The organism is Algoriphagus sp. 10J20-15 (genome assembly GCF_055809615.1).
On record NZ_JBVVUG010000031.1, the window covers coordinates 24,327 to 47,722 of the forward strand.

At 40.5% G+C, this 23,396-nt stretch carries 19 protein-coding genes and 3 pseudogenes; 13 read left to right on the forward strand and 9 right to left on the reverse strand.

Features of this window, described 5'->3' with window-relative positions; all coding sequences use genetic code 11:
* The first annotated feature begins 26 nt into the window (after nucleotides 1-26).
* The 13 genes and pseudogenes from AC0L6R_RS11770 to AC0L6R_RS11830 all read left to right on the forward strand — a co-directional run bounded on the left by AC0L6R_RS11770 (nucleotide 27) and on the right by AC0L6R_RS11830 (nucleotide 14,872).
* A complete protein-coding gene (locus AC0L6R_RS11770) occupies nucleotides 27-1,091 on the forward strand; it encodes a serine hydrolase domain-containing protein (protein WP_473271403.1) in 1,065 nt (354 codons plus the stop codon).
* 152 nt (nucleotides 1,092-1,243) lie between these two features.
* Entirely contained in the window at nucleotides 1,244-1,873 is a 630-nt protein-coding gene (locus AC0L6R_RS11775; protein ID WP_283414562.1) for an NAD(P)H-dependent oxidoreductase, read from the forward strand.
* Nucleotides 1,874-2,071: 198 nt separating this feature from the next.
* Nucleotides 2,072-2,290 carry a hypothetical protein gene (locus AC0L6R_RS11780; protein ID WP_473271404.1) on the forward strand — a complete coding sequence of 73 codons (219 nt, stop codon included), beginning with the start codon at nucleotides 2,072-2,074 and terminating at the stop codon, nucleotides 2,288-2,290.
* A 19-nt stretch (nucleotides 2,291-2,309) separates the two neighbouring features.
* Nucleotides 2,310-4,085 (forward strand): FdhF/YdeP family oxidoreductase, encoded by a 1,776-nt coding sequence (locus AC0L6R_RS11785; protein WP_473271405.1) that lies wholly within the window; start codon nucleotides 2,310-2,312, stop codon nucleotides 4,083-4,085.
* Entirely contained in the window at nucleotides 4,082-4,375 is a 294-nt protein-coding gene (locus tag AC0L6R_RS11790; protein ID WP_473271406.1) for a hypothetical protein, read from the forward strand. The genes AC0L6R_RS11785 and AC0L6R_RS11790 overlap by 4 nt, the downstream gene beginning before the upstream one ends.
* Before the next feature lie 439 nt (nucleotides 4,376-4,814).
* Nucleotides 4,815-6,053: a sodium:solute symporter family protein gene (locus AC0L6R_RS11795; RefSeq protein WP_473271407.1), complete on the forward strand. Its 1,239-nt coding sequence runs from the start codon at nucleotides 4,815-4,817 to the stop codon at nucleotides 6,051-6,053.
* 162 nt (nucleotides 6,054-6,215) lie between these two features.
* Nucleotides 6,216-7,597 (forward strand): annotated as a pseudogene (locus tag AC0L6R_RS11800) (glycosyl hydrolase).
* Nucleotides 7,594-9,039 (forward strand): oxidoreductase, encoded by a 1,446-nt coding sequence (locus AC0L6R_RS11805; RefSeq protein ID WP_473271408.1) that lies wholly within the window; start codon nucleotides 7,594-7,596, stop codon nucleotides 9,037-9,039. Before AC0L6R_RS11800 ends, AC0L6R_RS11805 begins: the two are co-directional and overlap by 4 nt.
* Nucleotides 9,036-9,806 carry a 3-ketoacyl-ACP reductase gene (locus tag AC0L6R_RS11810; RefSeq protein ID WP_473271409.1) on the forward strand — a complete coding sequence of 257 codons (771 nt, stop codon included), beginning with the start codon at nucleotides 9,036-9,038 and terminating at the stop codon, nucleotides 9,804-9,806. The genes AC0L6R_RS11805 and AC0L6R_RS11810 overlap by 4 nt, the downstream gene beginning before the upstream one ends.
* A gap of 576 nt (nucleotides 9,807-10,382) precedes the next feature.
* Nucleotides 10,383-10,631, forward strand: coding sequence for a hypothetical protein (locus AC0L6R_RS11815; protein WP_473271410.1), 249 nt, complete (start codon nucleotides 10,383-10,385; stop codon nucleotides 10,629-10,631).
* Between the two features lie 106 nt (nucleotides 10,632-10,737).
* Nucleotides 10,738-12,342: a SulP family inorganic anion transporter gene (locus tag AC0L6R_RS11820; protein ID WP_473271411.1), complete on the forward strand. Its 1,605-nt coding sequence runs from the start codon at nucleotides 10,738-10,740 to the stop codon at nucleotides 12,340-12,342.
* A 31-nt stretch (nucleotides 12,343-12,373) separates the two neighbouring features.
* Nucleotides 12,374-13,024 (forward strand): carbonic anhydrase family protein, encoded by a 651-nt coding sequence (locus AC0L6R_RS11825; RefSeq protein WP_473271412.1) that lies wholly within the window; start codon nucleotides 12,374-12,376, stop codon nucleotides 13,022-13,024.
* 744 nt (nucleotides 13,025-13,768) lie between these two features.
* Nucleotides 13,769-14,872, forward strand: coding sequence for a Gfo/Idh/MocA family protein (locus AC0L6R_RS11830; RefSeq protein WP_473271414.1), 1,104 nt, complete (start codon nucleotides 13,769-13,771; stop codon nucleotides 14,870-14,872).
* 167 nt (nucleotides 14,873-15,039) lie between these two features.
* On the opposite strand, the pseudogene AC0L6R_RS11835 reads toward AC0L6R_RS11830, so the two are convergent.
* The 9 genes and pseudogenes from AC0L6R_RS11835 to AC0L6R_RS11875 all read right to left on the reverse strand — a co-directional run bounded on the left by AC0L6R_RS11835 (nucleotide 15,040) and on the right by AC0L6R_RS11875 (nucleotide 23,370).
* A pseudogene (locus AC0L6R_RS11835) lies at nucleotides 15,040-15,769 on the reverse strand (3-keto-disaccharide hydrolase).
* Between the two features lie 160 nt (nucleotides 15,770-15,929).
* A complete protein-coding gene (locus AC0L6R_RS11840; RefSeq protein ID WP_473271415.1) occupies nucleotides 15,930-16,829 on the reverse strand; it encodes a diacylglycerol/lipid kinase family protein in 900 nt (299 codons plus the stop codon).
* A gap of 17 nt (nucleotides 16,830-16,846) precedes the next feature.
* Nucleotides 16,847-17,347 (reverse strand): phosphatase domain-containing protein, encoded by a 501-nt coding sequence (locus AC0L6R_RS11845; RefSeq protein WP_473271416.1) that lies wholly within the window; start codon nucleotides 17,345-17,347, stop codon nucleotides 16,847-16,849.
* Nucleotides 17,310-17,429, reverse strand: coding sequence for a phosphatase domain-containing protein (locus AC0L6R_RS11850; protein ID WP_473271418.1), 120 nt, complete (start codon nucleotides 17,427-17,429; stop codon nucleotides 17,310-17,312). The genes AC0L6R_RS11845 and AC0L6R_RS11850 overlap by 38 nt, the downstream gene beginning before the upstream one ends.
* Nucleotides 17,410-17,814: a hypothetical protein gene (locus AC0L6R_RS11855; RefSeq protein ID WP_473271420.1), complete on the reverse strand. Its 405-nt coding sequence runs from the start codon at nucleotides 17,812-17,814 to the stop codon at nucleotides 17,410-17,412. Before AC0L6R_RS11855 ends, AC0L6R_RS11850 begins: the two co-directional genes overlap by 20 nt.
* A gap of 167 nt (nucleotides 17,815-17,981) precedes the next feature.
* Nucleotides 17,982-18,695, reverse strand: coding sequence for an SUMF1/EgtB/PvdO family nonheme iron enzyme (locus tag AC0L6R_RS11860; RefSeq protein ID WP_473271422.1), 714 nt, complete (start codon nucleotides 18,693-18,695; stop codon nucleotides 17,982-17,984).
* On the reverse strand, nucleotides 18,692-19,804 hold the full coding sequence (locus AC0L6R_RS11865; protein WP_473271424.1) for a 6-bladed beta-propeller: 1,113 nt from the start codon (nucleotides 19,802-19,804) through the stop codon (nucleotides 18,692-18,694). The genes AC0L6R_RS11860 and AC0L6R_RS11865 overlap by 4 nt, the downstream gene beginning before the upstream one ends.
* A gap of 508 nt (nucleotides 19,805-20,312) precedes the next feature.
* Nucleotides 20,313-21,366: pseudogene (locus tag AC0L6R_RS11870) on the reverse strand (M42 family metallopeptidase).
* 120 nt (nucleotides 21,367-21,486) lie between these two features.
* Entirely contained in the window at nucleotides 21,487-23,370 is a 1,884-nt protein-coding gene (locus tag AC0L6R_RS11875) for an amidophosphoribosyltransferase (protein WP_473271425.1), read from the reverse strand.
* Nucleotides 23,371-23,396 lie beyond the last annotated feature (26 nt).

The window sequence follows — 23,396 nt, forward strand, 5'->3', positions numbered from 1 at the left end:
TAATTGATATCGAAAATCTGTTGACCATGACTGCTGGTTTCCCAGAAGACAATCCATGGGGAGACCGCCAGTTAGATGAGCCAGACCAAATGCTTTTAGATCTGATTAGCCAAGGCATTTCATTGTCCAATTCGCCCTCTTATCAATACGAATACAGCAATACCGGCTACGCGATCTTAGGTCACATCGTTTCGAAAGTTTCCGGGCAACCCTATCAGGAATACATCACCGACAATATTTTGCTACCGTTGGGAATGACGCATACTTACTGGGAAATTGATGAAGTTCCTGATGAAAAATTAGCAGTTGGATATCGTTGGGAAGATGAACAATGGAAACTGGAGCCAATGCTTCATGACGGAGCTTTCGGAGCGATGGGCGGATTGATTACATCGATTGAGGATTTCAGCAAGTACGTAAGTTTTCATCTATCTGCTTGGCCACCCAAAAATGGCCCAGAAGAAGGTCCGATCAAACGAAGTTCGCTACGTGAAATGCATACACCACAATTCCCGCGGCTAAACTCCAACGGGGATTGCGCTATCATGAGCGGCTATGGTTTTGGATTGGGTATTTATCAAAACTGCAACAGTACCAAGTGGGTGTCTCACGGAGGCGCTTTGCCTGCTTTTGGAAGTAACTTTAGGTTTTTTCCTGAGTTCGGAATCGGGATCATGGCATTTTGCAACTTGACATATACAGCCCCTTGGCCACTTGCAGAGATTGAGAAATTGCTTTATGACAAAGGTGTAATGATCCCGAGGCAGTTACCAGTTTCAGATATTTTAGAAAAGCGAAAGGATCAAATCGTGCTTTTAATTCAGACAGGCAGCCAAGAAATAGAAGAGTCGATTTTAGCTGAAAATTTCTTTTTGGATCAATCAAAAGAAAGTCGCTATACTCAATACAAAGCTTTTTTAGCACAAGCTGGAAAAATCACAACTATCTCCGACCTGATTCCTCAAAACCAACTTAGAGGTAGTTTCACGATGGAAGGAGAAAATGGAAATGTTTCGATTTTCTTCACCCTAACTCCCGAGAAAGACCCTAAAGTCCAGCAATTGGACATAAGTTTCAAGCCGAAGCAATAAACCTAAGAACCTGAAAATCAATAATCACCAAAAAATATTTTACATGTACATACATTTATCTTCTAAACACGGAACTTAAAGAACCTGTCAGTGTTTAGTAGTCATATCTTTTGATTCTACCATCAAAAGTTTGAAAACTGAACCAACATATTATGCAAGTTTTAGAAAATCTGAATTGGCGATATGCCACCAAATCAATGAACGGAACGCCTGTTCCACAAGAAAAAGTAGATTACATCCTAGATGCTATTAGACTTTCAGCTTCTTCCTCAGGATTGCAGCCTTACGAGATTTTGGTGATCACTGATCAGGAAGTAAAGGAAAAAATCAAGCCTATCGCTTGGAATCAGAGCCAAATCACAGACGCATCACACGTTCTTGTATTTGCTGCCTGGGACAATTACACTCCTGAGCGTATCAACGGCGTATTCAAATACAACAATGAGCAGAGAAATCTTCCAGACTCTGTCACGGATGATTACCGCAACATGCTTTTGACAAGCTATACTGCGAAAACTGCAGAAGAGAACTTCACTCACGCAGCGAAGCAAGCTTACATAGCACTTGGCACGGCACTAATCGCTGCAGCTGAGCAGGAAGTAGATTCTACTCCTATGGAAGGCTTTGACCCAGCGGCACTGGATGAGATTTTGGATCTAAAATCCAAAGGACTCCGAAGTGTAGTGGTGCTGCCACTTGGCTACAGAAATGAAGAAGGCGACTGGTTAGTCAACATGAAAAAGGTACGTACTCCAAAAGAGAAATTTGTGACAGTTATCTAACTGAAGCTTTTTCCACACATACAAAGCGGATTGGGTTAGCACTCAATCCGCTTTTTTTATTTATAAAATCTTAACCTATATAATAAAGCCTAAAAATACACCTGACTATTAACCTGATAGAAAACCAAGGCCAATCTAAACCTTTTGGCGTTCATATTTCTTTAACTTTAACTTAGTGACTCTTAGAAATACTAGCCCATGTCTCCTTCGATACGCAAGAATATCCAAACCCAAAGCTCCAAAGAATTTACTGGAATTGACTTGAAGAAACCAGCTGTTTACGCTGCCGGATTTACTGGAGTAAAAGTAGCCCTTCAGCATACGTTCAAGGAAATGGGAGTGATAAAATCCTTCCAGACTCTTTCTCATATGAACCAGAAGGATGGGTTTGACTGTCCTGGTGTGCGCATGGCCTGATCCTGAGCATCCATCCAAAGTGGCAGAATACTGTGAAAATGGAGCTAAGGCTCTGGCTGAAGAAGCTACTCACAAAGAGGTAGACAATGCATTTTTCTCAAACTATTCCGTACAGGAGATTTCGCGCTGGTCTGACTACAAAATCGGCAAAAGTGGTCGCTTGGTGGCTCCGATGATATTAAAGCCAAACTCAAATCACTACGAGGAATGTACCTGGGAAGAAGCTTTTAGAGTGATCTCAGAGCATCTTCATGCGCTCGCCAGTCCTGACGAAGCCATCTTCTACACTTCTGGAAGATCGAGTAACGAAGCAGCATTTTTATACGGACTATTCGTCAGAGCTTTTGGCACGAACAACATGCCTGATTGCTCCAATATGTGCCACGAGTCCAGCGGAGTCGGACTTTCTGAAACGCTCGGAATCGGAAAAGGCTCTGTGAAACTCGAAGACTTTGATAAAGCCGAAGTGGTAATAGTCATGGGTCAAAATCCAGGAACGAATCATCCAAGAATGCTTTCTGCACTGGAAAAATGTAAGAGAAACGGCGGTAAAATCATTAGCATTAATCCACTTCAGGAGGCCGGACTCATACGATTCAGAAATCCGCAGGAAATCAGCGGAATGCTTTTGAATGGCCATGGATTGACTGATAGTTATCTTCAAGTGAAAATCAATCAGGATGTCGCGCTTTTAAAACTGATTGAGAAAAAACTTGTTGCTTTAGACAAGATTGACGGGAAGGTATTTGATCATGAGTTTATTGAGAAGTACACCGAAGGCTACGAATCTCTTTTAGCACATCTGGACAGGCATTCAGAGCATGAATTACTAGAACTCTGTGGCGTTGACGAGAAATTGATAGACGAAGCAGTTGCTCTTTTAGCCAAGAAAAGCAAAATCATCATCTGCTGGGCGATGGGGTTGACTCAGCATAAAAATGGAGTGGAGAACATCAAAGAATGCGTCAATCTATTACTCCTTAAAGGAAGTATCGGTAAACCTGGCGCAGGAACATGTCCCGTTCGCGGGCATAGCAATGTGCAAGGCGACCGGAGTGTGGGGATCATGCACTACGTTTCGGAGGAATTGAATGCAGCGATCAAAAATACCTTTGGTTTCGATGCGCCATCTCATCAAGGAGTGGATGTAGTCAAAGCAATTCCCGCCATGCATGAGGGGAAGGCTAAGGTTTTCGTCGCACTAGGAGGCAATTTCGTGTCTGCTGCGTCTGACACAGAGTACACAGCAAAAGCACTTCAGAATTGTGATCTTACGGTGCAGATCAGCACCAAGCTAAATCGTAGCCATTTGATCACTGGGAAAACCGCTTTGATTTTACCTACACTTGGAAGATCTGACAAGGATCTCAAAGACGGGAAGCAACGGCATTTTACAGTGGAAAATAGCATGGGAATAGTCCACCAATCTAAGGGCTTCCTCGATCCAATATCTGATGACCTCAAAAGTGAACCCGAAATAGTAGCAGGAATTGCCTCCACCTATTTCAAAGGAAATCATCCTGTAAAATGGAAGTTGCTTGGTTCGGATTATGAATTACTCCGTGAGAAACTTGGCGAGGTGATTTCCGGCTTCAAAGACATGAATTCAAAGTCTGAAGGGTCTGGATACTACTTGCCAAACAATGTACGAGAGCTGGATTTCAGCAAACTCCCAAATCAAAGAGCACAGTTCAGCAACACCGAACTTCCAATTCATAACTTAAAGGAAAACGAATACCTGTTGATGAGCATACGCCGACACATGATCAATTCAATACGACTATTTATGGCTTGAACGACCGGTACAGAGGCATTCATAATGAGCGCAGGGTTCTTTTCATGAGCGAAGCTGATATGCTTCGGGAGAACCTCAAGAAAATGGACGTGGTGAATATTATGAGTAATTATGATGGGCAAGAGCGTAAAGTTTTCCAATTTTTAGTCATCCCCTACCAGATCCCAAAAGGTAATTTGGCAGCCTATTTTCCAGAAACAAATCCGCTAATTCCAATTCATGAATACGCGGATAAGAGCAATACTCCGATTAGTAAGTCGGTGCGAGTAAGTGTGGAGAAGGCTGGGTGAATTTTGTAAACAGTAAGTAGTCAGTAGTAAATTTTGTTCTACTACTTACAAGTTTTACGACTAACTACTTACAAATCCCTCCGCTCCACATGCAATCCATTTCGTAAGAAAATCAGCATCCAAGCATCAGCACAGGTTAGTATTAAAAAAGATAATTGCTATTTTAAGCCGATCTTAAAATGATTTTTAGGCAAAACCCAAATTATCCAAAATAACCTTAACCTATTCCCATGCAATCCAAACAATGGAAAATCTTGGTGCTCGCTGTCATTGTACTGACGGTTTGTGCATTCCTCCTTTTATTTAAAGAAAACAAACTTCAGCCCACTCTAGCAGGCATACCCTTCGTGTTTTGGAGTGGATTTCTTGTAACCGCCCTCGTGGTGTTTGCTACATTTCTGGGGTCGAAATTCTTTCCATTTGAAGACCCAAAGAAGCAATGATCGGCTGGTTAATATTCTTCTTTACGCTGTTCCTAGCCATGCTGGGATACGCCTCTTACAGATCGTACAATAAAGAAAGGACCTCGGATGACTTCATCTTCGCAGGATCAAACATTGGCACCATTCTCGGATTCCTGACGTTCTCGGCGGCACTATTCTCCGCATTTACCTTTATGGGAATGCCGGATTTCTTCCGAACACATGGCGTAGGAGCATGGATTTTCTTGGCTTTATCAGATGCTTTGATGGTGTTTTTCCTGATTTGGTTTGGTTATGCGCTGCGCAAAAGAGCTACAATCAATGGGTATAAAGGAGTCGCGGGATTGATGAAATCCTGCTATGGCAACTCCTTTGCTGGCTATTTAGTCTTCGCCAGTGCCTTTCTCTTTTTGATTCCTTATGTAGCAATTCAAATCCGTGGAATTTCCATCTTTCTTGATGCCGCTTTCCCTGACATGTTTCCTTATTGGGCTTGGTCGGTATTGTTGGTGTTCATCATGTTGATCTACTCAGAAATCGGCGGCCTAAAAGCCATCGTATATAGCGATGCAATTCAGGGAGTGATCATGCTTACAGTGATTTGGATTATCGGAGTGACTTGCCTCAGCATGAGCGGCGGACTGGAAGCCGGACTTGAAAAAGTATCCGCTACAAACCCAGATTTGCTTACACTTCCTGGACCGAAAGGTTTATTCACTTCACCATTCCTGATCGCTTCAGCCATTGCGATTGTTTTGATTCCAGTTTCACAACCTCAGTTCACCACGCGTTTGGTAGTGATGAAAAACCTGAAGTCAGTCCACAGAATGGCTTATGCCGTAGGAATTTTCGCGATGCTGGTAATTTTACCTACAGCATTTATTGGACTTTATGGAGCGATCAAGTACCCTGAAGCGAGTACTGCAGATTTCCTGACAAATGCATTGTTATTTGATCAAGCTGTCCCTGTTGCTGCATTAGCAGTGGTTGGCTTATTTGCGGCATGTCTTTCTACGACCAATGCTCAGATTTTTGCTTTGGGTACTGAACTTAGATCTCTACTTACTGGATCTGACAAAACCAATATGCGGATCACCAAGATCTCTATTATGGTCTTCTCGCTGATCGTATTAGTGTTCTCTACTTATATGAGCGACGAGCTCGTTTTACTTGCGCGTGTGAGCTTCACCGGCACGTCTATGATCGCACCAGTAGTATTGGGAGCAGTGACTTTCTTAAGCCTCCCAAATCTCTAATAGTACTTTCCACACTTGCTCTAGCAACTTTTATCGGTTCGCTTCTGGAAATTGTACCAGGAAAAATAGCCGGACAACCTATTGATTACTTGATGTACGGAATCTTATTTATTCTGACTACCATCATTATGATCACTCATTCTCAATCACAAAAGAAACAACATGCAACTCAATCCTAACTTTTCCATAAATGATCTTGAAGTTCAACTCAAACGATTTTGGGAGCTTTCTGGAGAAAAAATAAACTTGATAGAAACATCCTTTGATACGGCGAATGGAGCGCCTGTTTTCACAGAAAAAGGAAAATATGTCACAAGAGGCTGGACGGAATGGACTCGAAGGGTTCCAGTACGGCTCGGCAATTCTCCAGTTTGATGCAACTGGCGACGAGCAATTTTTGAAAATCGGCAGAGATAATACCTTGAACAAAATGGCTCCGCACCTCACGCATACTGGTGTGCATGATCATGGTTTCAACAATGTGAGTACCTATGGAAATCTGCTTAGACTGATAAAAGAAGGTAAAATTGAAGGCGCTGATTGGGAGAAAAACTTCTACGAATTAGCCCTGAAAATTAGTGGAGCTGTGCAGGCCATGCGCTGGACACGTACGGTTGACGGAGGCTATATTTATTCATTCAATGGTCCACACTCATTATTTGTGGACACCATTCGCTCATGCAGAGCTTTGGTCGTCTCACACGGTTTGGGGCATGTGCTACAAGGTGAAAATGACAAACGAATTTCACTGATCCAGCGAGCTATTCAGCATATTTTGAGCACAATTCGATATTCGATTTACTACGGGAATGGCAGAGACACCTATGATGTTTCTGGTAGAACGGCGCATGAAATCATCTTCAACACTAACGATGGAAATTACCGTTGTCCAAATTCTCAGCAAGGCTACACAGGCTTCAGTACCTGAAACTCGTGGCTTGGCTTGGGCTATTTGTGGAATTGGGGAAACGTTGGAAATTTTAGATCAAATTGATGAAAGTGATTATGCTGAGATCATTTCTAAAAATGACTTGATCAAAGAACTAACTGAGGCGGCAAATGCCACAGCTGAATTTTACCTGGCAAATACTCCTACAGATGGAATTCCTTACTGGGATACCGGAGCTCCCAATTTGCATAAAATGGGAGATTACCTAAACGAGAAATCTGATCCTTTCAATGCGCACGAACCTATAGATTCTTCTGCAGCTTGTATCACCGCTCAGGGATTGATCAGAATTGGGAATTGGCTGAAAAGCTCCGATCCTGAACGATCAGAGAAGTACATCAACGCTGGAATTCAGATAGCAGGTAATCTTTTCGCAGAGCCCTATCTATCAACTGATCCAACCCACCAAGGTTTGATCTTACACTCCATTTATCATCAACCAAATGGTTGGGACTATAGACCAGACCCAACTAAAGCTCCTTACGGGGAGTCATGTATGTGGGGGGATTACCATGCCCGAGAGTTGGCTTTGCTTATTCAGCGCATGCAAAAAGGAGAAAACTACTACAGCTACTTTAACTGCGTAAGCCAATGAGCACTGGAAAATACAAGCCACAATACCCGAGAGTCGCGCAGCTGAAAACAGCAGAAAATCTACGTGACCACCTGAATAAAGAGAGTATTAACCTAGATTTTGATGAAGAGTTAAAAACTGGAGAAAACTCACCTTTTGCAAGAGCACATACCACACGAGCCGGCAATAAGATTGGAAATGCATTCTGCATCCTTCCCATGGAAGGTTGGGATGGGACTACGGACGGCAAACCTACCGAACTTACCAAAAGACGCTGGAAGAACTTTGCTATCAGCGGAGCCAAATTACTCTGGGGCTGCGAAGCTGTAGCAGTGCAGCCTTCTGGACGTGCCAATCCGAATCAACTCATGATCAATGAGCAAAATCTCGGAGACTTTGATGAGTTATATCAAATGGTGGAAAGTGAGCACAAGGCAGCATTTGGAAGCACAGATGATTTACTCACAGGCCTGCAACTCACACATTCAGGCAGGTTTTGCAAACCGAATAGCAAAACTCAGATGGAGCCGAAGATTCTATATTCGCATCCAGTGTTGAATAAGAAATTTGGTTTGGCGGATGATTACCCGCTTATGACTGATGGAGAAATATCCGAGCTGATCGATGCTTATGTGATTGCAGCAGTTCGCGCACAAAAGACCGGATACAAGTTCGTGGACATCAAACATTGTCATGGCTATTTAGGACATGAATTCCTGAGTGCTTATGACCGTGAAGGAAAATATGGAAAGTCTTTAGAAAACAGAACCCGTTTTATCCGGGAAATAACCGCCGGAATCAGAGCAGAAGCACCAGGATTGGAAATTGGAGTCCGCATGAGCATTTTCGACTGGGTGCCATTTAAGCAAGGGACTGAAGGAACTGGAATTCCAGCTGCCGAAAGTCCTTATAACTATGCTTTTGGAGGAAATGAATCAGGCATAGGCGAGAATCTATCGGAGTCATTTGAGTTTCTGAAAGAACTGGAAAAACTGGACATAGAATTACTTTGCACCACAGCAGGCAGTCCTTATTACAATCCGCATATACAGCGCCCAGCGCTTTTCCCACCTTCAGACGGCTACATGCCACCAGAAGATCCATTGCATGGAGTCGCTCGGCAAATCGATGCTGTCGCAGAAGTAAAAAAAGCATTCCCTAAATTCTACACCGTCGGATCTGCCTACTCTTACTTACAAGAATGGCTACCTAATGTGGCTCAAAACGTATTAGAAGCAGGAAAAGCAGATTCTATCGGCTTGGGAAGAATGGTACTGAGTTATCCCGAATTGCCAGCAGATGTTCTGCAAGGAACACCAATGAAGCGGGCAAAAATCTGTCGTACCTTCTCGGATTGTACTACGGCGCGAAGAAATGGAATGATCTCAGGATGCTTCCCACTGGATCCTTTTTATAAGAAAATGGAAATACACGAAACACTTAAAACTATCAAAGCATCATGAGCCGAGTAGCATTAGTAACTGGGGGATCCAGAGGGATTGGTTTGGGAATTGCTAAAAAACTCGCTGAGGAAGGCTTTAACCTAGCTATCAATGGAGTGCGTGAGGAGGCTAGTGTACGTGAAGCCTTGGAGGAATTGAAAGGATTTGGTGTACGGGTAGAATACCTACAAGGAAACATTGCTTCCGCAGAGGATCGTGAGGCTATTGTTTCAGGGATGATCGCTAAGTTTGGGAAAATCGACGTGCTTGTAAATAATGCGGGAGTTGCCCCGAGAACGAGATCCGATGTGTTCGATATTACGGAAGACGATTTTGACCATTTAATGAACATCAATCAAAGAGGGACCTTTTTCCTAACCCAGGCTATCGCAAAGTGGATGTCAGAACTTAAGACTGCCACTCCTGATTCCGAAATATCAATCATCCACGTGACCTCTATTTCTGCCACAGTAGCATCCAAGATCCGTGCATCTTATTGCATGTCCAAAGCTTCATTGGCTATGCTTTCCCAAGTCATGGCAGTGAAAATGGCTGAATTCGGAATCCCGGTTTATGAGATTCGCCCTGGAGTGATAGAGACAGATATGATAGAGAAGGTGCGGGAAAAGTATCATGAGGGAGTCAAAAATGGAATGACTTTAGAGCCAAGAATGGGTGTTCCAGAAGATATTGGAAAAGTGGTTGCTGCTTTGGTGAGAGGAGATCTTCCCTACTCCACAGGACAAGTGATTTGCGTGGATGGAGGAATGACTATCGCTAGGATGTAGCGGGAATTATATAGAATTAGCATTGAAGAGAGCTACTTGAATTTCTTTGCATTTCGGGTAGAAAGTCATTTTCCATCAGCCAGCGAGGATGACAGGAAATCGAAATCACCTCCTCTTTACTGTTTATTATATTCTATATCGCTTTACCTTATCGTAACTGACGTAGATTTCTTCAAACTAAGTTGAAGGAATCTACGGTTCAACAGAATTTCATTTTGTAATTATTATGATGGCTATTCATGCAATTTCTTATCCCCTGCTTGTATAGTCTGTCATTCGCAGACCCAAGCATTAAATATTTTCCCGGTGTAGAAAGAGCAAAACAAAACCGCTGTAATGAGCTGAAATTCATTATTAAATCAAACGTCTAAGAAAATCAATTCCATAATTTTCAGTCCTCATTTAGTATAAAAACGTAATAAACCATAAAAAAAATTGAACAATTGATATCAATTCACGTTGACTTTTAGTTAATTCGCTAACCACAGCTCATACTTAATAAGATTGATTTTCAGCAAAGCCATATATAGCATCATTGCCTTTGGGTTTTTAGTTATACTAACTTCCCTTTTGGTGGTGCCTTCTGTTATTGTGTCAGCTATAGATGAGGAAGTGGATATTTCTATGGTATATTCTTTTGCAGAAGAAGAGACTAAAGAACATGAAGTCAAGGTATCTGCTAATCTGGACGATTATATTTTCTCAAGTACCTATTTAGACGAAAGAACATTCTCTGAATTAATTACAATAAAATATAGCAATGTCGGCTATTTGACGGCCATACATCACGTTGGAATTATCGTTCCTCCCCCTGAGTTTTCCTGATTTTTTCTTTCCCTATGACACCTATCCTGTCATTTGTGGATAATCTAATCGTATAGGTAATACACCTTTTTACTAGTGCAGGAATTTTAACTCATAATTTATTTACATGAAAAGTAATAATCTATTTGCGCATCTGAAATCAGATGTCGCATCAGGTTTAGTCGTATTTCTGGTAGCGCTACCGCTATGTTTGGGAATCGCATTGGCCTCTGGAGCCCCGTTATTTGCAGGAATTATTTCAGGAATCATTGGAGGTATCGTAGTCGGATTTCTAAGCCAATCCCACATAAGTGTCTCAGGACCTGCTGCAGGCCTAACAGCAATTGTTTTCGTCGCTATTACCGATCTTGGTTACGAAGCATTTTTAATAGCCGTTATTCTAGCCGGAGCTATGCAAATACTCCTAGGCTTTGTGAAAGCAGGAACCATATCTAATTACTTCCCTTCCAATGTAATTGAAGGCATGCTTGCAGGAATTGGTGTAATTATTCTAATTCAGCAAATCCCTCTAGCTTTAGGTTCAGACGTCGAAATCAGTTCTGGTTTCGGGCTGTTTGCAGACTTATTTACCGCGTTTCAGGAGATTCAACCTGGCATTTTGATTATCACTGCAGCGTCTTTAACAGTACTTATAGTCTGGAACAAAGTTGCTGCTTTGAAGAAGCTAAAGCTTGTTCCAGGTGCACTAGTAGCCGTAGCTACTGGTATCTTGATCAATGGGATATTCATAATAACAAATAGCTCCTTGGTTGTCACCCCTGAATATTTGGTGAGCCTACCTGTACCAACCAGTTTTGAAGAATTCAAAGGCATTTTTACAACTCCATCTTATGATGCGATATTTAATCCAGTTGTATGGGTAGTTGCCTTTACCATAACTATAGTAGCATCGATTGAAACACTTTTATGTATAGAGGCTACTGAAAGATTGGATCCATTAAAGCGATTTGTCAACACAAACGTGGAATTAAAAGCCCAGGGAATTGGTAATATGATCAGCGGAGTATTAGGAGGGTTACCGATGACTTCGGTGGTGGTGAGGTCTTCTGCAAATTCAAACGCAGGAGCAAAAACCAAAATGTCCACTATAGTGCATGGTTTACTGCTACTTATCTGTGTTCTCAGTATACCAACTATTCTGAATATGATACCAATGGCGACACTTGCTGCCATTTTATTAATGATAGGTTACAAATTGGCAAACCCAAGTACCGTCAAGCACTTTTGGCAGCGCGGGAAGTATCAATTTATCCCTTTCATCATCACCTTATTAGCGGTCGTTTTCCTAGGTTTACTGAATGGCGTAGTATTGGGAATGTTTATGAGTATTGTGTTCATTCTTAGAGGGAATATTAAAAAAGCTTACTATTTCAGAACAGAAGAATACAAACATGGCGACGTAATCCATGTGGATTTGGCTCAAGAGGTTTCATTTCTCAATAAAGCTGCAATCAAGCTTACCCTTAACAAATTACCTGACTACTCTAACGTAATTATTGATGCTTCTGACACCGTATATATCGCTCAAGATGTTTTGGATTTGATCAATGAATTTAAGACGATAAATGCCGAAGAAAAAGGCATAACCGTCGTACTTATAGGTTTCAAAAAAGCATATAGACTTGAAAATGACATTGAAACGAACAACAATGTCTACACGGAAAAGCGTGTTTTATCAGAAGATAAATACAGTGAATTGTTTCAAAATTAATCTTATCCCTCCACAACCTAACATTAAAAAAATGAAAGTACATACAGCAGAAACTCAAGCTACAATTACTCCAGCAAAAGCTTTAGAAATATTAAAAGAAGGCAATCAGAGGTTTATAAATAATCTGAAAATAAATAGAAATCTTCTTGAGCAAGTGAATGAGACCAAAGACGGTCAATTTCCCTTTGCCGTAGTATTGAGTTGTATCGATAGCAGAACCTCAGCAGAACTGATCTTTGACCAAGGTCTAGGAGATATTTTTAGTATCAGGATTGCTGGGAACATTATAAACAATGACATTTTGGGCAGCATGGAGTTTGCCTGTAAACTTGCCGGGTCAAAACTTATAGTAGTTCTTGGTCATAGCAAATGCGGGGCAATTAAAGGTGCATGCGCAGGAGTGAAAACTGGTAACTTAACGGGCTTACTGGAGAAGATTAATCCTGCTATTGATGAAGTTAAAAATGAAATGCCTGAAACAGACCAAACTGATCCTGAATTTATCAATGCGGTGGAAAAACAAAATGTGATTTGCATGATGGACACCATTATCAAAGAAAGCCCAGTCTTAAAAGAATTATTCGAAAGTGGCGAAATAGGAATGGTTGGTAGCTATTACGACGTGGAGACTGGTGAGGTGAGCTTCATGAAAGCCAAAATTGAAGAAGCAGTAACTCATTAATTAATACTATCCCATTAAGTGTGTAAACGTTGAAAAGTTATTCATTAATTTTTCAGATTGCTTTACACATTTAATGGGATACTACCTACAAACTCGCAATTGCTTCAAAAAGCTCCTTTTAGATCAGAACATCTCACAAAAGCTTTCTGACTATATCTTTTTGCATATTGGTTAACCCATAATCCCCATAAGCCAGTCATTCATCTGATCACCTTATCATTGGTGAAAACGGGTAGGTAAATCCGAACTTCTCCTTCATCCAAATCATAATCATAATGCTCTTTTATCTCCGAACCTGGAGTTAATTTCATCAACCTCACCGAACATTTTTCTGCTTTGAAGCTTTCCAAGACTGATTAAAAAATAAGGACTGGATTCTAGGCTAGGAGTCGGTACAAAATCATAATCACCTGGAATAGCTATCGCCATTAAGATAGGATGCGTCACTCCTACTCTAGCTGTGAGCGGAATCACTGACCAATTCCCTTGGTAATTTTATATTTCAAAATGGTTGATCCACACCACTTCCATCAGTTTTTCACCTCTTCCTAAAGCAATTGACTGTCAAATTGAAATGGCAGTTGTATCCTATCTAGGTTAATCATTCTAATACGTACCTTCCTTTAAGGCCTTCCAAAACTGAATGTATTGCAATGGTCGAGTTCTATTAAAACTAAAAATCATCGCATCCTTGCAAAGCCAATCCAATTTCCCGATTTTTTAGTTCTCAAACCTAACTAACCCATGAAAACCCGATTCATTTTCTGTTTAATACTTTCAGTTTTTTTAAGTACTCATTCTTTTGCCCAGCAGAAACGCACAAAAATTGGTGTGGCCGGTCTAACTCATGGGCATGTGGGCTGGATCCTGAATGCTAAAGATCGTACAGATTTAGAAATCGTCGGAATTGCTGAACCGAATAGAGCGTTGGCAAAACGTCTAACTGAGCAGCATGGTATTTCCATGGATTTGGTTTTTGACACCATGGAAGAAATGCTTGAGAAGACGAAACCTGAAGCTGTAACGGCTTTCGGGAATATCTACGATCACTTAGCAGTAGTCGAGGCTTGCGCCCCAAGAGGTATCCATGTGATGGTAGAAAAGCCATTGGCGGTAAGCCTGGAACATGCTAAAAAGATGAAAGCTCTAGCTGAGAAACACAACATTCAGCTCATCACAAATTACGAGACGACTTGGTATCCTAGCACTTTCAAAGCTTATGAAGTTCTTCAAAGTGGTGAGGTAGGAGACCTTCGGAAAATTGTAGTACGAGATGGACATAAAGGACCGAAAAAAATTGGTGTAAGCGAAGAATTCCTAGAATGGCTGACTGACCCGAAATTAAATGGCGGCGGTGCAATCATCGATTTTGGTTGCTATGGAGCAAATCTGGTGACTTGGTTGGAAAATGGGAAAAGGCCTAAATCTGTAACTGCCGTGACTCAACAGCTTCAGCCTGAAAACAATCCAAAAGTGGATGATGAGGCTACGATAATCCTAAATTATGAAGATTCCCAAGCTACTATCCAGGCATCTTGGAACTGGCCAATTGGCAGAAAAGACATGGAAATCTACGGACTTACCGGAGTGATTTACGCAGACAATCCCACTGATGTTCGCATTCTATCTGCTGAAGGATATTCAGGTTTTGAAGAAGAAAAGTTAAAACTTGAATATCAAAACACACCTTTTGAAGATCCATTCACACTGTTCCTAGCAGTGATTAATGGTGATCAAACTCTTGAGGAATATGCTCTACCTTCTTTGGAAAATAACATGATCGTTGTAGAAATTCTCTCTGCAGCCGTGGAAAGTGCAAAGACAGGAAAGACGGTTTATTTGAAGTAGGAAGCTGGAATCCGGAAGCTTCAGCCCACCCTTTTTGAACAAATAAAAAAAGCCGTTCGTGTGACACGAACGGCGGCAAATAGTTAGTAACTCTTTATTTCTTGATTCTAGAATCTTGGTTCTCAAATTTGAAACCTTGCTACTTATGTCTTGATACTAGATACTTCTTAAAGCTCTTTAATCTTCAAATTCTTAAATATCACCCCTTGCCCTTCACTTTGTAAACCAATATAACCTTCTTTCAAAAGCTTGCCATCTTCCTTGTATTTAGGGTCAAAATTATTTGCAACACCTCCACCGATCTGTGGTTTGGTGTATTGTAAGACGGTGTCTCCATTTACCATATGAATCACCAACGAATCTCCATAAACTACCAAATCAGCCTTTACCCACTCATCCCATTTGAAGGTTGGAAAAGTGGAATTGATGCAATGGCGAGGATCCTTTTCACCTTCGAAAAACACATCTGTACCCTGGTGAACACATATTCCCCGTGGGTCTAGACACCCCTTCTTTTTCTTCAGCTAGCATTTGCCATTCCACAGAAATCGGCCAATCCTGCTCTTTTAGAATCGTCTCAGGCGCTTGAGAATGGAACATCACTCCACTATTCCTGTAAGTATAGCTCGCTGCATCCTCCAGCCATTGATCTGTAAATCTGTATTCCCATGTCATGTGGAAGGACGAAAAAGACTTCTTGTAAAACAAGTGACCATAGCGATCATTGAAGCCCTCATTGTAGTCATCGTAATTAACTTCTATAGCGCCGTCAACTACGCGAAACGTATTTTGGTAATTATCACCGGCCTCGTGATGGTAAATTTTCGGAGTCCAATCTTCTAGATTTTGTCCGTTAAACATTTCTATCCATTCTGCTTTGGGCTCTTCGGAGACCATCACTTCTTTCTTCTCAGAACTACAGGAAATGAGTACGCTGCCCAAAAGGCCAGTAATAATTACTTTTCTAAACATGGAAATCAGGGTTGATGTAAAAAGATAAAAGTAAGTTAAGGAATTCTGGGGTTCTGATTAACTCTTTTAGATGAGTGAACGCTTTCTAGGAAATATGGCAAGCTTTGAATGACTTTCCTGTCAAAAACTGAAATGCATGCTTCTCTATCTTCGCAGTAATTGATTCTGGACTCCCCATTATTTCTCCATCAATTTGAAACTTAGCGCCTGTTGGATTCAAAAGTTGGCATGAATCTACTGACCAAGTCTGCACACTTTCCAATTGGTCCAGATTTCCCTTAAAAAATGCCATTGTCATTTTCAAATAATCCTCAGCAGACTGCGGATTGATGGAAATAACCTCAAATTTCCCATCGCCCATTTTGCCTCTACAGTTCACAATTGCCCCCGTTCCGTATCGATCTCCATTGGCTAGAACGATCATTTTAGCCTTAATTTCAATTACCTCTTCTCCTACAATAAGTTGAAAACGAGCTTCCTCTGCACCAAAAATCTCAGAAAACGAATTCTTCACATAGCCAAACATGCCTCGGGATTCCTCCTCCTCAAATTTTTTGATCAGATTGGCATTCATTCCAAAGTCGGCTAAATGAAGACAAAGTTCGCCATTGATGTAGATAGCATCTATTGCCTGAGGGCTAAAATCATGAATAGCTTCCCAAGAATCCACCAAATCATTAATTTCCATACATTTAGCCAGGCCGTTGGCTGAGCCTAAAGGCAAAATGCAAAGCGGGACATTCTTGCCATGCAGCGTATTTGCAACCAACTTAACTGTACCATCTCCACCACCAATCAGAACCAAATCAGGAAGGAGCTCTTCAAATTTCTTTATTAATTTTTCATCATCCTTTTCACCAGTAGTTTTCCATAATTCAAGGAGAAAATCCGGCAATTTAACTTCAGCTAGTTCCAGAAGCTCCGCTTCGGTAATAGAATCATTCCCAGAAATAGGATTGAAAACTAAGAGACATTTTCTAGTCATTCATTTGAAATGTTAGCCTAATTAAAAATTGATTCATTTTCGACTATTTGAATTGCCTCCTTGGATGAGGATATAAAATGAAAGTGATCAAACCCAGCCAAATTCTTCAACTCATTCTCTCTATTTTCATCCAATTTCCCAACAATTCTAATGAATACATCCTTGATTCTTCCGGGATAGTTCTTAATCACTTCAGCATAAATCTCTGGATCATGCTGTCCACTATCTCCGATCAAATAGAACTGCATCTCTGGATACATTTCCATAAGCAGCTCGATCTTCTTAAGTTTATGCGTATGATCTCCTCCCCCTGACTTCCATATATTTTTCAGGTTGATATGCTTATCCTTCAGCAAAATAGGGCCATTTGGGATATGCCTATATTTCAGAAAGTCCCGAATCATATCATAAAGCGACCAATCACTACTTGACACATAGAAAATCGGTATTTCCATATCCTCGGTAATCTTCTTATAAAATTCAGGACACACCAGGCAAGGGCCTTCTAGTGTATGCATTCTTGGAGATAGAAAGCCAGAACTTTTTCCCCAAATCAGTAGAATGAGATATTATAATCGTATCATCTATATCTGAAATCACCCCAAGATTTTCCAGAGTACCTGACTACCTCCATATGTACTACTGAAGACTTTTTAGTCACTGGCTCCAACACCTGATAGGTTACATATTCATTTATCTCTGTACTGGGTTTGGAGTCCCCGATCTGTAGCTCAAAAACCCCATCTTCATCGGTTGATACAATAAAGCTTTTTCCCTGAAAGGTGATTTCAACCTTCGCAAGGGATACAGAAGAACCTGAATATCTTTTGACTGCCGAAATGATATTTGAGAACCAATTATTCCGGGAAGACGGCCTCTTCTCTGTATAGGCCTTTATTACTCTTCCTTTGAAAAAAACCTCATCTTCATTTCCAAAGGCTAAGAAAGGTTCTACAATTATTTTGTCACGTTTCACTAATGCCATACTAAAAGTGGATAGTTGGTTCTACCCTTTTAAATCAAAAGCCAGGCTGCACTAGCTTGCGAAAAAAATGATGTACTGAATTTAAGGTTATTTAAAGTGGGCAATTTTTGAAAAAATCTTAACTAAAGGAAGGTAAATTGACCTGCATGAATTTGCAATTTCTCAAACTACCGAGGTACATCTTTCACCAACCTGAAACCAAGAAAAGGACTGGAAAACTCCGTATTACTCAGATCGAAGCTGTAATTACCCTCTATTGCCATCATATCTTTGTCACTAAAAAAACGTCCCCCTATTCTATGGTACACTGTGCCATTTTTTTCTAAAAGCGCAAACTCCTCCACATTTCCAGACATATCATATACCCCCAATTGGTTTGGCGCCAAGGTGCCGACTGGTTGAATTTCCATCTTCGAGTTTGTATCATACCAGCCTACACTATTTGCCTTATTTGAACCAGAATATTTGTAAACCGGTGGCCAAACACCTCCAGCAGCGGCAATTTTCCACTCCCTTACAGTTGGAAGTCTTTTCCCAACCCATTTGCAATAAGCTTTAACATCAGTAATCGTCACTCTGGTAACAGGTAGTTTAGCATACCATTTCTTATCGATCAGCTTTCCATCTTGATTATGACGCCAATTCAACCCTTCAACTAGTTCGGAGGGACTATCACCTGTTGGTTTGGGGCCAGTTCCACGGGTTTCACAGGTAGACTTAAAACCGGTAGCTGAAACAAATTTTTCAAATTCAGCCATGGTCACTTCATGGGTATCTATCATATAGTCATATCCTAATTCAGTGTTACTCACTACCACCATTTTGTCCGACTCGAACATGGGTAAAAACAAAAAGGATACTATAGAGATCAAGTAATTCATTCGTGCTTTAACTTAATTTTAGCAATGATAGGACTCAAGTATTCTCCTTCAGGTCTGTGCTTTTGCAGGAATGCTTTACCATCCGGAATTCCTTGAAGTCCGCCTATTGCCTCCTCATCTAACACCGCTATTAAGACCTCATTACTCAAATATTTGAAATTGGAGAATATAGGTATATCCAGATCATTTTGAATCCTTTCAGTTAACACATCCTGAGTTTTGCTTTTCCATCGTAATACTGGTTTCTGATCCTTTTTGATAAGAAAAAGATGATTATCCAAATTGCCACTCCAATACCCCATATAAAAAACCCCCTTTTCTTCAGCCATCACCTTCCTATAACTCTCTTCATCAACGATATCTTCTCGGTTGCTTAAACTTGTTATATCACTAAACTTCAATACTTCACTGATTTGTCCTTCATCAGATATGGAAAATATACTTGAATCATACATTTTTGAAGCAAACAATTCTTTTCCTGAACGAACTAGTGCAAAGTCTTGGGATAAAATTATCTTGGTTTTTGAAAGAGGAATGGCTTGATCTAAGACTTGCCCCTTATCAAAATCATAAGTAAAAAGTTGACTTGGTAAATCCACTTTAGACTCTTCTGTCATATCTCTGAAAAATGCGAATTTATTTTGTCCCAAATAACCTAAGGAATGAATGATAAAGGAACTAGGTATTTTATATTGTCTGCTTGGGTTTCCGTTTTCATCAAATACAAAAATCTTTCTTTGGGATCCAGAAAAGATAAAAATCTCCCGGGAAATAGGGTCATAATCAAAATCTGAAATTTCCACAAACTCATCTGGGCCACCCAATCCTATCTCCAACGAGAATAAATAGGTGCCTACATCTGTGTAAACAGCCAATGTTTCAGTGTAAGAATTATCCAAAATGAAAAATCTACCATTTTCATAGATCAATTTATCTACGCCATAGATCACAGCATCTGACTCTATATCTAAAATCACATAATCGATACTTTCGGCGACCTCGGAGAGTAGTACCCTATCTTCTATTTTTCTATTACCTAGTTCTACTGCCTCCTCTGCAGGTTCCACACAACTAATTAGGCAAAAAAGCAACGTTGTAAATCTTCTCATATTAACCAAATTAAAATGGGGTTCTTTCGAACCCCTTTCTATTTCAAGGTTGACTTAATGTGCACGCTGTCTCGCCTGAGCATTGATCATCTTGAGAAGTTTTACATTTAACTTGATCACCTACATTAATCCAAGCAGTAGGTTCACAATTCACATTGGAGCCTCCTAGTCTAATGTAAGCGCCAATCGTTTTTCTTCTATTATCCTGATATTCTGAACATTCTGGTCCAGATAAAGTCTGGCCATTAGTCTTTGTTAGAAAAGTAGTAGAACAAACCGTTACTCCTAACACCGCTGATAAACAGGAATTCTTAAAGTTTTTCATTTCTTGAATTTAAGTCGAACTAAAAAAATTAACTAGAAGAAAGAAAAAAAACAACTTATCAAATAGGCGAACTTAACTTAATTAATATTTAACTGAAAATGAGACAATTAATTTTGAGTTTAATATTAATACTAACCCAATATCAGAAGTTTATACAATTGAATTATAATTAAAATAAGAAAATCAATGCTTCCAGTCGTACTGATCTATCTCTTCTAAACAGGTTTTCAACAATGCTATTGAGTCTGCTATATCTTGCTTATGAGCCATCTCAATAACCTGATGAAGATGTCGAGTTGGGATAGAAATAGCTCCTGCTATTGCACCCTGCTTGCCCATACGCTGAACTCCAGCCGTATCTGTTCCACCAGCTACTAAAATCTCAGGCTGCCAAGAGATCTTTGCTTTGTCTGCTGTTTGCTTCATAAATTCTACCATGCGGTAATCACAGATGGTCATCGCATCCATTATCTTGATCGCCGTGCCTTTACCTAATTCAGTCACTTTTTCGTGAGCCTGAGCTCCTGGCACATCAAAAGCAATCGTGGTGTCCAAAGCAATCCCAAAATCAGGATTAATACCATGCGCTGCTACATTGGCGCCACGTAATCCAACCTCTTCCTGCACGGTGAAGGTAGCATAGACATCATAAGCAGGGTTTTCAAGTTGCTTAAGAGTTTCAATAAGAATAAACACAGCAACGCGGTTATCTATAGATTTACAATTCACACAATCACCCATCTCGATCAATTCCCTATCTCGTGTTACTGGATCTCCTACTGTAATGTATTTTTCCACCTCTTCTTTAGACATTCCTAGATCTATGAAAAAATCTGTCGTCTTTGGAAGTTTTGTTCTCTCCTCAGCTGACATTACATGGATAGGTTTACTTCCCATCACGCCTACCAGATCTTTTTTGCCATGTACGATCACTCGCTGAGCAATTAAAGTCTTCGGGTCAAAACCTCCCAACGTATGGAATCTCAAAAAACCATTATCGTCAATATGTGTGACGATAAAGCCAATCTCATCCATGTGAGCAGCGATCATTACCCGCTTACCATCGGGATTTCTTTTACCTTTTTTGATGGCAATTACATTTCCTATGTTATCTACTTTGACTTCATCGGCTAAGGGAGTGACCAAATCAATAACTAAATCTCTTACTCTTTTCTCAAAGACCAGGTACTCCGGCTATTTCACAGATTTCCTTAAGGAGGGCTACGTTTATATCCATTTTTTATTTTTTTCTGATTAGGTGAAATTAAGAATTTGAACTGTCTTGAAAGAAAAAAGGCACAAAGAATAACCTCTCTGTGCCTTAATAATTCTATTACTATATTCGAAATATTTTTGCTTAATATGCTCTCACAGTCTTGCCTTCCATGAAGTTTACGAAAGATCTGTTGACAACTCTCATCCCACCAGTGGTAGGATAATCACCCGTAAAATACCAGTCGCCTAGATGGTCTGGACAGCATTTATGAAGATTATCAACTGTCTGATAAATCACTTGCACTTCAGCTTTGATATCATCATTGGTAACAATCTCAGAGATTTTCTCAGAAATCTCATCATCCGTAAAAGAGCTATAAACGCCTTTGACGAAATTCTCGGTAGAATAAGGATGTGCTACACATGAATCATGAACCTGTTCAAGTGTATAGTCGATTTTCCGTTCCTTGATCAAGGCTAATGCCGCTCTAAAAGCAATAAATTCCTTCATTTTCGACATATCGATTCCATAGCAATCAGGGAATCTAATCTGTGGAGCAGAAGAAACTATAATGATTCGCTTTGGATTTAACTTATCCAACGTAGTCAAGATACTTTTCTCTAGTGTAGTTCCCCTTACGATACTGTCGTCAATTACCACTAGGGTATCCACACCTGGCTTGATTACCTCATAGGTGGTATCATAAACATTGGCGACTATGGAATCACGATCTTCGTCGTTGGTGATGAATGTACGCAATTTCACATCTTTGCTCACCAGCTTTTCCACTCTTGGCCGGAAATTCAATAGCTCATCCAAATCCCCCATGTGAGGTTTGCCGTCCACAAAGACTTCTCTTCGTTTGGCCGCCAAATAATCCTCCAACCCTTCAATCATTCCTAGGAACGCAGTTTCGGCAGTATTTGGAATGTATGAGAAAACGGTATTTTTAAGATCAAAATCAATCGCTTTCAAGATCTGAGGGATCAATGCCTTACCCAGATTTTTTCTTTCCTGATAGATATTTGGATCAGTTCCTCTAGAAAAATAGATACGCTCAAAAGAACAAGATTTCTTTTCTCTTGCAGGCATAATTTCTGATTCTGCAAAAGATCCATCTTTATTGATTACCAAGGCATCACCTGGCTGAATTTCTTTGATTGAATTGAAATTGATATTGAATGCAGATTTTATCGCTGGTTTTTCTGAAGCGACTACAATCACCTCATCATCCGCATAATAATAGGCTGGACGAATGCCTGAAGGATCCCGCACTACGAAAGCTGAGCCATTCCCTACGATGCCAGCCATAGCATATCCCCCATCAAAGTCTCTACAAGATCTCCTAAGGATTCTAGCCATGTCCAATTCGTCCTCAATCACCTGAGTGATCTGCTCATTGGAGAATTGGTGCTTATATTTATCAAAAATCCGTTGGTTTTCTTCATCCAAAAAGTGGCCGATTTTCTCCATCACGGTGACAGTATCAGTCTTTTCTTTTGGGTGCTGCCCCAGCTGAACTAGCTTATCAAAAAGTTCTTCCACATTCGTCATGTTGAAGTTACCGGCCATTCCCAGGTTTCGGCTTCTCCAGTTGTTTTGCTTCAGGAAAGGATGACAAGTCTCGATGGAATTCTCTCCATGTGTCCCGTATCTCAGGTGCCCCAGCCATACTTCTCCAGTAAAAGCAATATTTTCTTTCAACCAGTTTCCGTCAGAAAGTGCATCGTGACCTCCGATTTTCTTGGCCTTCTTATATTTCCTGTTGATTTTGTCAAAGATGAAATTGACAGCTGAAGGCTCAATAGATCTATATCTACTGATATATCTAGTCCCAGGCTTTGTGTCTATTTTGACATTGGCGACTCCTGCACCATCCTGACCTCTATTTATTTGTTTTTGCATCAGGACATAGAGCCTATTAGAGGCAAAAGCTGCTGTCCCATATTTATCGATATAATATTGGGCAGGTTTTCGCAATCTAATCATTGCTATGCCGCATTCGTGTTTGATGGCGTCACTCATAGAGTATGGCAAATGTTATTTTGAAG

Excerpts from the sequence above, each read along its gene's own strand:
- AC0L6R_RS11770 (WP_473271403.1), top strand. The coding sequence starts at position 27 with ATGACTGCTGGTTTCCCAGAAGACAATCCATGGGGAGACCGCCAGTTA.
- AC0L6R_RS11775 (WP_283414562.1), top strand. The coding sequence starts at position 1,244 with ATGCAAGTTTTAGAAAATCTGAATTGGCGATATGCCACCAAATCAATG.
- AC0L6R_RS11780 (WP_473271404.1), top strand. The coding sequence starts at position 2,072 with ATGTCTCCTTCGATACGCAAGAATATCCAAACCCAAAGCTCCAAAGAA.
- AC0L6R_RS11795 (WP_473271407.1), top strand. The coding sequence starts at position 4,815 with ATGATCGGCTGGTTAATATTCTTCTTTACGCTGTTCCTAGCCATGCTG.
- AC0L6R_RS11805 (WP_473271408.1), top strand. The coding sequence starts at position 7,594 with ATGAGCACTGGAAAATACAAGCCACAATACCCGAGAGTCGCGCAGCTG.
- AC0L6R_RS11810 (WP_473271409.1), top strand. The coding sequence starts at position 9,036 with ATGAGCCGAGTAGCATTAGTAACTGGGGGATCCAGAGGGATTGGTTTG.
- AC0L6R_RS11820 (WP_473271411.1), top strand. The coding sequence starts at position 10,738 with ATGAAAAGTAATAATCTATTTGCGCATCTGAAATCAGATGTCGCATCA.
- AC0L6R_RS11825 (WP_473271412.1), top strand. The coding sequence starts at position 12,374 with ATGAAAGTACATACAGCAGAAACTCAAGCTACAATTACTCCAGCAAAA.
- AC0L6R_RS11830 (WP_473271414.1), top strand. The coding sequence starts at position 13,769 with ATGAAAACCCGATTCATTTTCTGTTTAATACTTTCAGTTTTTTTAAGT.
- AC0L6R_RS11840 (WP_473271415.1), bottom strand. The coding sequence starts at position 16,829 with ATGACTAGAAAATGTCTCTTAGTTTTCAATCCTATTTCTGGGAATGAT.
- AC0L6R_RS11845 (WP_473271416.1), bottom strand. The coding sequence starts at position 17,347 with ATGCATACACTAGAAGGCCCTTGCCTGGTGTGTCCTGAATTTTATAAG.
- AC0L6R_RS11855 (WP_473271420.1), bottom strand. The coding sequence starts at position 17,814 with ATGGCATTAGTGAAACGTGACAAAATAATTGTAGAACCTTTCTTAGCC.
- AC0L6R_RS11860 (WP_473271422.1), bottom strand. The coding sequence starts at position 18,695 with ATGAATTACTTGATCTCTATAGTATCCTTTTTGTTTTTACCCATGTTC.
- AC0L6R_RS11865 (WP_473271424.1), bottom strand. The coding sequence starts at position 19,804 with ATGAGAAGATTTACAACGTTGCTTTTTTGCCTAATTAGTTGTGTGGAA.
- AC0L6R_RS11875 (WP_473271425.1), bottom strand. The coding sequence starts at position 23,370 with ATGAGTGACGCCATCAAACACGAATGCGGCATAGCAATGATTAGATTG.